10 protein-coding genes and 1 pseudogene are annotated in these 13855 nt (G+C 60.9%); 1 reads left to right on the forward strand and 10 read right to left on the reverse strand.

Annotated features, from left to right (window positions below; translation table 11 throughout):
• Positions 1-13: 13 nt before the first annotated feature.
• The 9 genes from AC0L21_RS21740 to AC0L21_RS21780 all read right to left on the reverse strand — a co-directional run bounded on the left by AC0L21_RS21740 (position 14) and on the right by AC0L21_RS21780 (position 12254).
• Complete coding sequence (locus tag AC0L21_RS21740) at positions 14-1336, reverse strand: MFS family transporter (RefSeq protein WP_473263864.1); 1323 nt, start codon at positions 1334-1336, stop codon at positions 14-16.
• A 3-nt stretch (positions 1337-1339) separates the two neighbouring features.
• The gene (locus AC0L21_RS21745) at positions 1340-2380 is read right to left on the reverse strand and encodes an isocitrate/isopropylmalate dehydrogenase family protein (RefSeq protein WP_473263865.1); all 1041 of its coding nucleotides are present in this window, start codon (positions 2378-2380) and stop codon (positions 1340-1342) included.
• Positions 2381-2443: 63 nt separating this feature from the next.
• The gene (locus AC0L21_RS21750) at positions 2444-3721 is read right to left on the reverse strand and encodes an MFS transporter (RefSeq protein ID WP_473263866.1); all 1278 of its coding nucleotides are present in this window, start codon (positions 3719-3721) and stop codon (positions 2444-2446) included.
• 68 nt (positions 3722-3789) lie between these two features.
• Positions 3790-6501, reverse strand: a complete 2712-nt coding sequence (gene acnA / locus AC0L21_RS21755; protein WP_473263867.1) for an aconitate hydratase AcnA — start codon at positions 6499-6501, stop codon at positions 3790-3792.
• Between the two features lie 53 nt (positions 6502-6554).
• The gene (locus AC0L21_RS21760; protein WP_473263868.1) at positions 6555-7352 is read right to left on the reverse strand and encodes a substrate-binding domain-containing protein; all 798 of its coding nucleotides are present in this window, start codon (positions 7350-7352) and stop codon (positions 6555-6557) included.
• A 76-nt stretch (positions 7353-7428) separates the two neighbouring features.
• Positions 7429-8736, reverse strand: a complete 1308-nt coding sequence (tcuC, locus tag AC0L21_RS21765; protein ID WP_473263874.1) for a tricarballylate/proton symporter TcuC — start codon at positions 8734-8736, stop codon at positions 7429-7431.
• 278 nt (positions 8737-9014) lie between these two features.
• Positions 9015-10034 carry an ABC transporter substrate-binding protein gene (locus AC0L21_RS21770; protein ID WP_473263869.1) on the reverse strand — a complete coding sequence of 340 codons (1020 nt, stop codon included), beginning with the start codon at positions 10032-10034 and terminating at the stop codon, positions 9015-9017.
• Between the two features lie 136 nt (positions 10035-10170).
• Positions 10171-11592 carry a sensor histidine kinase gene (locus AC0L21_RS21775; protein WP_473263870.1) on the reverse strand — a complete coding sequence of 474 codons (1422 nt, stop codon included), beginning with the start codon at positions 11590-11592 and terminating at the stop codon, positions 10171-10173.
• Entirely contained in the window at positions 11592-12254 is a 663-nt protein-coding gene (locus tag AC0L21_RS21780; protein ID WP_473263871.1) for a response regulator, read from the reverse strand. The genes AC0L21_RS21775 and AC0L21_RS21780 overlap by 1 nt, the downstream gene beginning before the upstream one ends.
• A 210-nt stretch (positions 12255-12464) precedes the next feature.
• On the opposite strand from AC0L21_RS21780, the gene AC0L21_RS21785 reads away from it, so the two are divergent.
• Entirely contained in the window at positions 12465-12698 is a 234-nt protein-coding gene (locus AC0L21_RS21785; RefSeq protein ID WP_473263872.1) for a hypothetical protein, read from the forward strand.
• 65 nt (positions 12699-12763) lie between these two features.
• Here AC0L21_RS21785 and AC0L21_RS21790 read toward each other — a convergent pair.
• Positions 12764-13855, reverse strand: a pseudogene (locus AC0L21_RS21790) (caspase family protein); the annotation flags it as partial.

A 13855-nucleotide genomic window follows, 5' to 3' on the forward strand; every position in this document is an offset into this window, starting at 1 on the left:
CCGTGGTGTTCGATCAGATCCGGCCATCGCCTTCGAGATAGCCTCGCGTCCTCGTGTCTGGCATCCAGAGCGAGGCAATGAAGGCAACGAAAGCCATCGCCGCGACGTACCAGAAGAATACCGTTTCGTATCCGGACGATTTCAGTGACAACGCAACATACTCGGCGGTTCCGCCGAACATCGCATTTGCAATAGCGTAAGGAAGCCCAACCCCAAGCGCGCGTACCTCGGGCGGAAACAGCTCGGCCTTCACGACGCCGCTAATCGACGTGTAGAAACATGCAATCATGAGGCCGACCATGATCAGGCCGAAAACGGCATAGACGCTGGTCGTGCTGGACAACATCATCAACAGCGGCACCGCGGCCAGCGTCGCGCATCCGCTGAACAGAAGCATGTTGTTGCGGCGACCAATCCGGTCCGAGAGCATCCCGAACGCCGGCTGCAGCAGCATGAAGGCGATCAGGGCAGCGGTCATGATCGAGCTGACCACCTTGGCATCCAGCTTCACGCTATTGACCAGGAACTTCTGCATGTAGGTCGTAAACGTATAGAAAAACAGCGATCCGCCGATCGTGAATGCGAGAACGATCAGCAGCGCGCGCTTGTGATGCCAGAGGCCGGCGAGAGAACCAGCCTCCTTGCGATGCATGGTCTCTGCCGACGCCGTTTCCTGCAACGAGCGGCGGAGATACAACGCCACAACGGCTGCGACGGCTCCGAACAGGAATGGAACCCGCCATCCCCATTCCTTCAACTCGTCGATCGACAAGGTCTGCTGCAGAACCACCACGACGAGGAGCGCGAGAAGTTGTCCGCCGATGAGCGTGACATACTGGAAGGACGAATAGAACCCGCGGTTGCCCTTGCCGGCAATCTCGCTCATATAAGTTGCCGCCGTTCCATATTCTCCGCCGACCGACAGGCCTTGCGCCATGCGCGCAAACAGCAGCAAAGCCGGCGCCGCCGCGCCGATTGTTTGGTACGTGGGCAGCATCCCGATCATCAGGGATCCGGCACACATCAGGAGCACCGACAGCACCATCGAATTCTTGCGGCCATGCGCGTCGGCGATCCAACCGAACAGCCAGCCACCGAGCGGCCGCATGAAGAACCCTACGGCGAAAATGCCCGCCGTCGCCAGCAACTGGCTGGTCTGGTCGCCCGACGGGAAGAACGCGGCCGCGAAATAGATCGAGGTAAATGCGTAAGCATAAAAGTCGTACCACTCGACCAGGTTTCCCGACGAGGCAGCCACGATCGCTTTGATACGCGAGAGCTTTTGCGCCGTGCTATCAACGGGGATTGCCGCGTGCGACGCAACAATAGCGGTCATTGCTTACCCTCCCAACCGACGGATGATGCTTCGCGTGAAGTCGCCAGTGGACGCCTTTCCGCCCAGATCGGGCGTGCGGACGCCGTCCTTGCGCAAGACCTGATCAATTGCCGCTCTAAGACGGATTGCGCGATCAGGCTGATCAATGTGCTCCAGCATCAGCCCGACTGCCAGCAGCAAAGCGAGCGGATTGGCGATTCCCTTACCAGCGATATCCGGCGCCGAGCCGTGCACGGCCTCGAAGATCGCCGCATCCGGTCCGATGTTGGCACCGGGCGCCATACCGAGGCCGCCGACCAGGCCGGCGAGCTGATCGGACAGGATGTCACCGAACAAATTGGTGGTGACGATGACGTCGAACTGCCAGGGATTCATGACGAGCTGCATGGCGGTCGCATCGACGATTCGATCGTCCATCTTGACCTTGCCTTCGTATTTCTTTGCAACCTCGTGACCGACCTCGAGAAAGATGCCGGTCAGCGCCTTCAGCACGTTGGCCTTGTGCACGACGGTCACCTTCTTGCGACCGTTCTTGAGCGCGTAGTCGAATGCGAATTCGATGATCTTGCGCGATCCTTCGCGGGTATTGACCCCGGTCGAAATGGCGACCGCGTGCGGATCGTCCCCGATCGGGATGTAGTGTTCGAAAGCGACATAGAGGCCGCCGAGGTTCTCTCGGACCAGCACGATATCGATTTCGTCGAATCGTCCTCCGGGAACCATGCTTCGAACCGGCCGCAGATTGGCGTAAAGGCCGAACTCCTCGCGCAGACGAACATTGATCGAGCGGAATCCTCCCCCCACCGGGGTCGTTAGCGGGCCCTTCAGGGCAAGCCGCGTGCGCCGGATGCTGTCCAGCGTCGCCTGCGGCAGCGGATCACGGCAATCCTCGATCGCGGCCAAGCCACCCTGCTGGATATCCCATTCGAATGGAGAGCCTAGCGCTTCGAGAATGTCGACGGCCGATTTCACGATCTCGGGGCCGATACCGTCGCCTGGAATGAGCGTGGCGGGCCGCTTCTGCAGTGATTTAGCTGTGGTCATCGCAAATCCCCATGAATGAAACGGCGTTCTCAGCCGGCGTCCTTCGAAACGTTGGCCCGGCGTTCAATGGACTGGCTCCTGCACGGCCACGGCGTCGCGTTGCGGATTTCGGCCGAGCGCCAGCACCATGATGCATCCCGCGCCGGACAGAGCGGCAAGCGGCAGCAGCCCCAGTGAGTAGCTGCCAGTGGCATCCTTGATCACGCCGAGCAGATAGCTCCCCAGGAATCCGCCGATATTTCCAATCGCGTTGACCTGCGCGATCGCGGCGGCGGCAACGCCAGCCGACATCCATTCCGTCGCAAGCGCCCAGAACGGCCCCTTGACGATGTAGGTGGCGGTGACGGAGACACACAGCAACAGGACCACCGGAAGCAGCGCACTGGTGAATGGAGCAAGCGAAAGGCTGACCGCCAAGAGCAGCAGCGGAATCGCGGTGTGCCAGGTTCGCTCGCGCGTGCGATCCGAATTCCGGCCCCAGAGCACCATCAGCACCGATGCAATTCCGAACGGGATGGAATTGACCAACCCGGTTTCCATGTTGCTCAGGCCGAACGACTTGATGATCTGGGGCTGCCACAGCGACAGAACCTGGCTCGAGCCGGACGCGCCGGCATAGATCAGCGACGCGGCGAGAACATATTTGTTGGACACGACCTGCCAAAGCGACAAATGCGCCGCGGCCTTTTTCGGCGAAGAAGTGTCGGCGGCCAATCTATTGGCCAGCCAGTTGCGCTGCGCATCGGTGAGCCATCGCGCATTGGCAGGACCGTTGGGCAGCACGAAGAACGAGGCGATGCCGAGAAGGACCGCAGGTACCGCCTCCAGCACGAACATCCACTGCCAGCCGTGATAGCCGAGATATCCCTCAAGCTGCAGCAACGAGGCGGAAATCGGCGAGCCGAGGAAACTCGAAATCGGAATGGCAACCATGAAGATCGCGACGATCCGGCCGCGGTATTCGGCGGGGAACCAGTAGGTCAAATAGAGAATGACGCCGGGAAAGAACCCTGCCTCGGCAGCCCCCAGCAACATTCGCACGAGATAAAACGAGTTGGGCCCCACCACCAGCGCCATGCATGCGGCGACGATGCCCCACGTAATCATGATCCGCGCGATCCAGAGCCGGGCTCCCACCTTCTCCATCGCCAGATTGCTCGGCACCTCGCAAAGGACATAGGTGATGTAGAACAACCCGCCACCAAGCCCGAACGCCGCCGACGAGAGGCCGATATCCTGGTTCATTTGCAGCGCGGCGAAACCGGCGTTGACGCGGTCGACGAACGCTATGAAGTAACAGACCATCAGGAAGGGAATGATGCGGAACGTCACCTTCCGCATCGTTTCCTTTTCAATGTGCGATGGCCGTGCAGCAGTTGAAGTCATGGCGTCCTCATGATCGGTGGCCGTCAGGCTGCCAGTTGGCGTAGGACGTATTGAAGAATTCCGCCGTTGCGGAAATACTCCAGCTCATCGAGCGTATCGATGCGGCAGGTCAGGGGAACGAGGATCTTGCTCGCGCCATCGGACTGGCGGATCTCGATCGCGAGCTTCTGGCGCGGCACCAGGCCGCTCTCGATTCCGCGCAGGGTCACGATCTCGTCGCCTTTCAGTCCGAGCGACCGCCAGGACGTACCCTCCTCGAACACCAGCGGCATCACGCCCATGCCGACGAGGTTGGACCGGTGAATGCGCTCAAAACTTTCGGCAATAACGGCGCGAATACCGAGAAGGTTGGTGCCCTTGGCCGCCCAATCGCGCGACGACCCCGTGCCGTATTCCTTGCCGGCGAAAACCACCAGCGGCACCTTGTCGGCCTGGTAACGCATGGCGGCGTCGTAAATCGACATCCGCTGGCCGCTCGGCTGATGAATGGCATAGCCGCCCTCGACCACCTTGCCGGCTTCGTCCCTCACCATCTGGTTCTTGATGCGGATGTTGGCGAACGTGCCCCGCATCATCACTTCATGATTGCCGCGGCGGGTGCCGTACTGATTGAAGTCGACGACGCGGATCTGGTGATCGCGCAGATAGCGCCCGGCAGGGCTGCTCTCCTTGATCGAACCCGCGGGCGAGATGTGATCGGTGGTGATCGAATCGAGGAACATGCCAAGAATATGCGCATTGATGATGTTGGTCGGCGGCGTCGCCTCCCTGGTCATCCCGACGAAGTATGGTGGGTTCTGGACATAGGTCGAAACCTGGTCCCACTCGTAGGTTTGCCCCTTGGTGACGCCGATATTCTTCCAGTTAGTATCGCCGCTGAAGACGTCCGAATAGCGCGTCTTGAACATCTCGCTGCCGATCGTACGATCGATGCAATCCTGCACATCCTTGCTCGATGGCCAAATATCCCGCAGATACACCGGCTTTCCGTCGCTGCCCAAGCCGAGCGGCTCCTTCACCAGATCCAATGCCATCGATCCGGCGAGCGCATAGGCGACGACCAGCGGCGGCGACGCCAGATAGTTCGCCCGCACGTCCGGATTGACCCGCCCCTCGAAGTTGCGATTGCCGGAGAGAACCGCGACCGCCACGAGGTCATTGCCCGAGATGGTGTCGGAGATTGCTTGCTGGAGCGGGCCGGAATTTCCGATGCAGGTCGTGCAGCCGAAACCGACCAGATTAAAGCCGAGCCTATCGAGATCGGTTTGAAGACCCGATTTCCTGAAGTACTCCTCGACGATCTGCGACCCCGGCGCAAGCGAGGTCTTGACCCATGGCCTTGTCCTCAGCCCTTTGGCGACGGCGTTGCGCGCCAGCAGTCCTGCCGCCAGCATGACGCTGGGATTCGACGTGTTCGTGCACGACGTGATGGCGGCGATCACCACGTCGCCGTGACCGAGATCGAAGTTTTCGCCTTCAACGCGATGCCGCGTGCCGGTCTGCGCGATTTGCCGGAACTCCTGATCCATGGCGCCGAGGAAGGCACTTTTCGCGGTGTCGAGCGTCACGCGATCCTGTGGCCGTTTTGGTCCGGCGATCGACGGCACGACATCGGTCATGTCGAGTTGCAGGGAATCCGTGAACACCGGGTCCGGGGTATCGGCGGAGCGCCACATGCCCTGGGCTTCGGCATAGGCCTTGACCAGCGCGACGCGGTCGGGATCGCGGCCGGTGGTGGTTAGATAATCGATTGTCCGCTGATCGATCGGAAAGAAGCCGCAGGTCGCGCCATATTCCGGCGCCATGTTCGCAATGGTCGCACGGTCCGCCACCGTCATGTCGTCGAGCCCCGGGCCATAGAACTCGACAAACTTGCCAACGACGCCGCGCTTGCGCAGCATCTGAGTCACGGTCAGCACGAGATCGGTCGCCGTGACGCCCTCCTTGAGCCGGCCGGTAAGCTTGAAACCGACGACTTGCGGCAGCAACATCGAAATTTGCTGACCGAGCATGACAGCCTCAGCCTCGATACCGCCGACCCCCCATCCGAGTACGGCCAGGCCGTTGACCATTGTGGTGTGCGAATCCGTGCCGACCAGCGTATCCGGGTAGGCCAGTTCATTGCCGCCGTCTTCGGCCGGGCCGGTCCAGATCGTCTGAGCCAGGAATTCCAGATTGACCTGGTGGCAGATACCGGTCCCCGGAGGGACCACCCGGAAATTCGAGAATGCGCCCTGCCCCCATTTCAGAAAGCGATATCGCTCGCCGTTGCGCTGGTATTCGAGCTCGACGTTCCTGGCCAGCGCCTGACCATTGCCGAAAGCGTCGACGATGACGGAGTGATCGATGACGAGATCCACGGGCACTAGCGGATTGATTTTTTGTGGATCTCCGCCGAGCGATTTCATGGCGTCGCGCATCGCGGCGAGATCGACGACGGCTGGAACGCCGGTGAAATCCTGCATCAGCACCCGGGCCGGCCTGAAAGCGATTTCCTTCTCGGCCGAGCCCTTGTCCTGGCTCCACAGCGCGGCGTGCTCGATGTCAGCCTTGCTCGTGCTGCGGCCGTCTTCGTTGCGCAGCATGTTCTCGATGATGACTTTCAGGGAAAATGGCAGCTGTGAGACGCTGGGAAGGCCGTTCTTTTCCGCGGCGGCAAGCGAATAATAGGCGTAGGTCTTTGTACCGACGACAAGTGTCTGGCGTGCGCCGAAGCTGTTGAGATACTGCTTCATTTTCAAGTCCCCCTTCGCTGGAATCGTCCGTCTCCCGCAGATCTGAAGCCGGTCTATTTCTCCGATGCAGCGAAGGGATCGAGACCCGCTTTTTTTAGGGCCGGAGCAGCTGAAGCTGAAGCGAGGAAGGCAATGAGAGCCCGTCCGGCTTCCGGCTGACTGGCACTGGATGCTATGCCTGCAGAAAAGATCGTGATTTTCTGGACGTCTGGCGGGAGCGGCCCGACGAGGTCGGCTCCAGCGATCGGCAGAAGTTCGCTGATCTGTTGAAAGCCGAGTTCGGCGTCACCGCGTGCAACAACACTCGCGACCGGCTCCGCCGGAATCATTTTGGCCTTCTCCTTCATCTCGGCGGCAATCCCGAGACGCTTGAACAGCTCAGTGCCGACATAGACGCCGCTGGCGCTATCGGAGTACGCAACCGACTTCGCGTTCAACAGTGCCTGTTTCAATGCGTCGGGCGTCCCGATGTCAGGCTTTGACGCCCCAGCGCGTACCGCGATCCCGATCGGCGAGCGTACCAGGTCGACGCGGCTGGTTCTGACCGCCTTGCCGTGCTCGATCATCTCGCCAAGCGCGTCGCCGACCATGATGAGCACGTCCGCTGCCTCCCCGCGTGCCAGTCGCACGGGGATGGCGTTCTCCGTCGTTCCCATCGAGGGGCCGTAAGCCGTGACGACCGTGTGTCCCGTCGCGCGTTCGAATTGCGGGACGAGTTCCTTGTAAGGTGTCGCCAAGCCTCCCGAGATCATGACCCTGACCTCGGACGCCCCGGCGATTCCTGCCGCAGCCGTCAAAACAATCAGCAAGCTCAGCGCAGTCAGCCTGCGCATGACGATCGTCACGCTCATCGGCAAATTCCTTCGATGCAATTATTCGGGGACTTTGCTTGTTCGATGACGGTCGACGTCATCGAGCACTTGGTGGTCACGTCCCTATCGCCGTCTCAACCGAACCAGCGCCGGACAGCGCGCGTCGTTGTTGCGGCCTGTAAACGAGGTACGTTCCGGCCAGACCGCAGAGCGCTGCCGCGCTCATCCAATATCCCGGCGACGCATTGTCACCAGTGGTAGCGATCAGCCAGGTGCAGATCGCTGCCGTAAACCCGCCGAACGTCGTTGCCAGACTATATGCGAGGGAGAATCCCGACGTTCGTACACCCACCGGCATGACTTCGGTCAATGCGACGATCATCGCACCGTTGTAGCTGGCGTAGATGAAAGACAACCAAAGTAGGACCGTCAGCATCTTCGGGAACGTCGGGCCTGCGGCCAACCAGGAAAGTGCGGGATATGCAGTCAGAAATGCCAAAGTCGAAAAGGCGATGAGGATCGGCCGACGACCAATCCGATCGGACAACGAGCCCATGATGGGAAGCCAGATGAAATTCGATATTCCCACGCAAATCGTCACGATCAGGCCATCGGCCGCGGTCAGCTTGAGGACCGATTTGCCGAATGTCGGCGTGTAGACGGTAATGAGGTAGAACGACACCGTGGTCATGATCACCATCATCATCCCGGCAAGAACAATGCTCCAGTTTGCGAGGATGGAGCGATAGATCTCGCGGGGTGTCGGATGATGCTTCCGCGCCAGGAATTCATCGGTTTCCTGCAGCGAGCGTCGAATGAAAAACACGAAAGGAACGATCAGGCAGCCGATGAAGAACGGAATGCGCCAGCCCCAATCGTCAAGTTGCGCCGGTGCAAGCCATGCATTGAGAGCAAAACCCAGCGAGGCCGAGACGATGATCGCGACCTGTTGACTTGCCGATTGCCAGCTGGCGTAAAAGCCCTTCTTTCCCGGTGTGGCCATTTCCGAGAGATAGACGGAAACACCACCAAGCTCGACGCCAGCCGAGAAGCCTTGCAGCAGGCGTCCAACCAACACGAGGATCGGGGCCAATATGCCAATGGTTGCGTAACTTGGCACGAACGCGATGAGCACCGTGCCGGCAGCCATGATCGATAATGTAACGATCAGGCCTTGGCGTCGGCCGATCCGATCCACGTAGGCGCCGAGGATGATGGCGCCGAGCGGACGCATCAGAAAGCCTGCGCCAAACGCGACAAAGGTCAGCAGCAATGACGCGTATTCATTTTCGAGCGGGAAGAATGCTTTGGCGATGTACGACGCGTAGACGCCCGACAGAAAGAAATCGAACATCTCAAGAAAGTTGCCACTGGTGACGCGGAGCACCATGCCAAGCTTCGACTGTCCGGTGGTAGCCGTCATGCCGTCCTCCCTTTTTATCGTTTGTGATTCTTTGTCTTGTTCACCCGTCAGGCGGGTGTTGCAAACTTGATCGCGGCCGGATTGACCGATACGCGAGGCGCTATCGTTCAAGCTAGGCTGCCTCACCGTATATCATCTGCCTGTCATCAACCTGTCGCTGATGCACCCTGCAGGAAAATCTGGTCGAGGCCGGCGCGAACACGGCGCGCCTGACGAGACCGGCAGATACGGGGGCTTCTCTCGATGTTGTTCCGTTTGAAATCCAGATCCGTGGATTTCTATCGGTCCTGCAATGCGCGGCGCCACTCTTTGAGAAAGCTCGCTCGTTTCGATTGATCGAGATAGGTGAGCAATTCTGCACCAATATGGATCGGCTTGACCACGCCGCTGCGATCCGCAGGTATCACGCCTTGTGCACCGAGACCGAGACGCACAGGACCGACCGATCGGGCCAGGAGAAATTTCTGGCCGCGCTCCGAAAGCAAGTAGTCAAGAAACAGTTTCGCGGATTCCGGGTGCGGCGCGGTGACCGGTATGAAGGCTATGCGCGACATCAAGGTGATGTAGTCGGCAGGAAACACGATTCCAATAGAGGCATCTTCCTTGGCCCGTTCGATCGCGTAAGACCCTATCATATTGTAGGCGATCAGATGTTCGCCGGATGAAATTCGATCAAGCACCGTTCCGGTGGTCGAGTAGAGCTTGATACCGGCGCCGCCAAAGGCACGGACCATATCCCACGTCGTCCTCGTGATTCCGGCATCGCGCGTGATGAACAGGAATCCGGTCCCGCTCTGCTCCGGGTCATAGGTTGCGATCTTGCCCCGATAGGTATCGCGCCTCCGGCTCAGAAGGCTCTTCAGATCTGCGCGGGTTCGAGGAACATCGGACTCCGCAACGAGGTTCTTGTTATAAACAATGACAATCGGCTCCGCCGTGATGGCATAGGCTTCGTCTTTCCAGATTGCCCAATCCGGGATATGCGCAATTTCCTTCGACACATAGGGTTGGGCATAGCCGTCATTGACGAGCTTGATCTGCAGATCCATCGCGGAGCTCCAGACAATGTCTCCGGGGGCTGCGCTCGAGGTCGAGGGATCCACGACTTGATTGTAGATGTCGTTGGAATTGATCTTTGTATGGACGATCTCGATGTCCGGATGACTTGCCCGGAAATCGGCAAGCAAGTCGGCGACGTCCGCGTCCTGGGTAGTCGATACGATGTTGAGTTGCTCTCGAGCTCCGGCGGTAGCGGATGCTTGCCCCTTGAGAGGGCCGAGCTGCGCCTGCTCCGACATGGCAGGCCACGCCAGCAAGATTCCAACGCACAAGGCCAAGGCTCTCGTAGCCGCCATCGTGACGTTTCCTATCGGCTTGCGAACTTCAGTTTGGTTCGGGACTGCGGCCACTTCTACAGCAGCGCACAATCCAGCCTCAACTTGAGCTTTCACGGTCACGCTTGGCAAGAGGAAAGCTCACGGAAACCCGCAGACCCCGGCCTTCCGGGCCAGGTGCAAGCACGATTTGAGCTCCGAGGCGGTCCGACAGCGCTTTCACGATGGCCAGTCCAAGGCCGCTGCCCTCAGGTCCGTTCGCCGTCGGAATCCGATAGAAACGCTCGAAGACACGGGCCAGATGGGCTTCCGGAATTCCCGGACCGGTATCCTCGACTTCAATTCGCGCGGTCGTGGCGTCAACAACCGCGCGAACTAGGACCAACCCGCCGGGTCGGTTGTAGCGGATGGCATTGTCGATCAGGTTTGCCAGCAATTCGCCAATCAGCACGGTATTGCCGGCGATGACCGCGGGACCGTCAAATCGATCGAACTGGACGTCGATGTCGCGCGCGAAAGCCTGTGGGGCACGCTCCGACAGGACATTGAAGGCGACCTCATTCAGGTCAACGTTCTCCGCGGCCGGTTGCGCAATGTTCTGCTCGTCGGCCCGAGCCAGTGTGACGAGTTGTCCGAGCAGCCGTTCAAGGCGGTTGATGGCGTTATCGACCTCGTCGAGGGCAGATTTGCCCGCCGGCGTCTCCGACCCCAGGCGTCGCACCAGATCGAGATGCGTCCGCAATATCGCCAATGGCGTTCGCATCTGATGCGAGGCATCGGCGGTGAATCGGCGTACCAGTCCAATGGCCAGATCCAGCCGCTGTAGCAGGGAATTTACCGCGAGCGCCGGTGCTAAAGCTTCCTGCGGCACCCGGGAAAGGTCGAGCGGATTGAGATTTGGACCGCCCTGAATACCGCGCGCGTCGATTTCTTGCTTGAGTTCGCCAAGCGGCCTCAGGCCTCGATCGACCGCGTACCAGCCGAGGCAAGCGATGAGGCCAATCAACCCGGCCTCGAGCATCACCAATCCAATCAGCATTTCACGTTCGACGACGCGGCGCGCCTGCACCGTTTCGGCAACTGCGACGACGACCAACCCTGGCCGGCCGTAGACCTGCCGCGCCTGCGCACCGATACGAACCGCTTTGCCGCGATACGCGCCATCGCCATGACCGGTTTCGCCGGCCTTCAATCGATCGAACCCGGCGAGCGGAAGATCCTTGTAACCGGTGATCAATTCGCCAAGATAAGTCACGCTGTAATAGATGCTGTCGTGCGACTGGCTTTCCAGCATGCCGAGCGCAACCTGCGGCAAGTCGACGGTCAGTTCGCCATCTTCCACGCCGACGCGTTCGGCGATGGCGAGAACCGACCCATCGAGCAACCGGTCATGAACTGTCTGCACAACGCGCTGGATCAGCAGCATACCGCCGAGTCCAAGCACCATCGCCAGTACGATGGCGGGCGCCACCAGATTGGTGAGGAGCGTTCGCCTCAACGACGGCCGCCAGGTGCCGATCACTATACCTCCAGCAGATAGCCCAGCCCGCGGACGGTTCGGATCCGCGGCCCGGCGGGACCGAGTTTCTGGCGAACGCGACCAACATAGAGTTCCGCCGCGTTCGGCGCTACCGCCTCGTCGAAGCCAAACACCTCCGCGATCAGGCGCTCCTTCGACACGACTTTTCCGGCGCGGGTCATCAGCACCTCCAGCACGGCAAACTCGCGCCGTCGCAATTCAAGCGGCCGGCCGCTCAATGTAATCGTGCCCGCGGCGCGGTCGAACGCGAGCGGGCCACAGATCAAGGTTGGATTGGGAAGCCCCTGTCCCCTCCTCACGAGCGCACGAACGCGGGCATCAAATTCGGCGATATCAAATGGCTTGGAGAGATAATCGTCGGCGCCGAGATCGAGCCCGCTGACCTTGTCGCCGGTCGCGTAACGGGCAGTCAGAATCATGACCGGAACGGTTGCCCCGGCTTGCCGTATCCTGTGCAGGACGCCGAAACCCGACACGTTCGGCAAGTTGATGTCCAGGATGATGAGGCTGTAGGGTTCCAGCAAAGCGGTCTGCGCCGCCGAAGCGCCATCGGACTCTATATCGACCGCGAACCCGGACAGCTTGAGCCGCTCGGCAAGGCCCCGCGCCATGGCGGCATCGTCCTCGACAATCAGAATCCTCACTGAACAAACCCTTGCGTTCGCACCACCCGTGCGAGGGAGACGTCAACGTGAGGCTAGAAGGACAGTATCGAAAGATCAAATCGGAGCTTCCTCGCGGATCCTAGCGGACTGGATCGACGAGAGCAGTCCCTCCCCTCCCCCGACGGTTCGACTTCGCCGGGCCAGTCCCTATATCGTGTGTAACAGGTAATGATACAGCGAGCAGCTTTGATGGCCAGGAGACGCGCGACGGAAAGGGAAACCGACGATCTCCCCCGCTATTTCGTCTGGGTGCGCGGTCTCGAGGGCCCCGAACCGCAGAAATGGATGGCGATGGATTTCGGCGTCGGTGACTGGAAACGGCCGCTCGTGCTCGCCTATCTGGAGCTGCCGGAGGGCGAGCGACACTTGCCGCTGTCGGCGCTGGCCCGGAGATATCCGCCGCCGCGGGGAGAGGCTTCGTAGAGGGAGCATCCTGGACGGACGCGAGGATCTCACCAGCCCCTCAACTCGGGGCGAGCAACGTTGCATCACTGGCAGTACTGCTTTCCGCCATAGGTATAACATTTGCCGCCCTCGCTGCTGGCCGGAGCAGACGGCGCGCGCGAGCTCGGTTCGTGGCGGGACACAGCCTTTGGCTTCTGCGGCGGCGGATCGGGACGCCGCTGGCACACGCCCTGGGCGTCCAGCACGAATTTGTTGTCACAGACGATCTGGACGCAGCGGTCGCCAACCGCCTTTTGCCCCCTCGCACAAACCAGCGGACAGATGCGATCGGGCCGGGCGCGCACCGCATCGAGCGCATCGAGGCTTGCGATCTTCACGTCGAATTTGGTGCCGGCATATCTGTTGAAGCTGTCGAGCGCCTTTTGCGACGGTGCAGTCCAGACGCCATCGGCCGCAACGGGATCGCAACCGACGCGCTTCAGATGCGCCTGGAGCAAGCGGGCGATGTCTGCAGGATCCATCGCCGGCGCAGTGGTCGGCGCCACGGCGAGAGCAGCAGGCGGCGCGGCGGGCGGGGTCAGAGCCGCAAGTGTGGCCTGTCGCTCCCGCTCGCGCTGTTCCTGTTCGCGCCTTGCGGCCTCGATCTGTTGCTGCGCTTCCAGCGCGGCCTGCTTCTTCGCCTGCTCGACCTGAAGGGCCGCGTCCTCGGCCTGCCGGCGCGCCTCCGCAACCTGCTGCCGGGCATCGTCGAGCTCGCGCCTGGCCTGGTCGGCGAGGCGTTGGCGCTCCTTCTCCAGATCGCGCCGGGCCTGCTCGGAGATCTGCTGCGTGGCCCGTTCGGTCTCGCGCGCCGCCTGCTCCTCGATCTGTTTCCTGAAATCGTCGCTCTTCTGCCGGACCTGCTGCTCGGCCTGCCGCTGTACGGCATCGGCGTTCTCACTTATTTTTTCTGCGGCCTCGAGCTTGTCGAGCGCCGCATGCGCAAAGCTGGCATAGATACCGCTGGCATGAACGGCGAGAAAGGATAGCCAAGCCTGCTTGGTGCCGGCCTGAGCTGCAAGCTCATAATCCCGCCGGGCTTCCGCGTTCGGATCGACCGGCGGCGCAACCTGCGGCACCAGCGCCACGGTGTCGCCACCGAGCGATCCGTAGACGAACGGCTCCTGCCGCCGTCC

This window comes from Bradyrhizobium sp. WSM4873 (assembly GCF_055811355.1).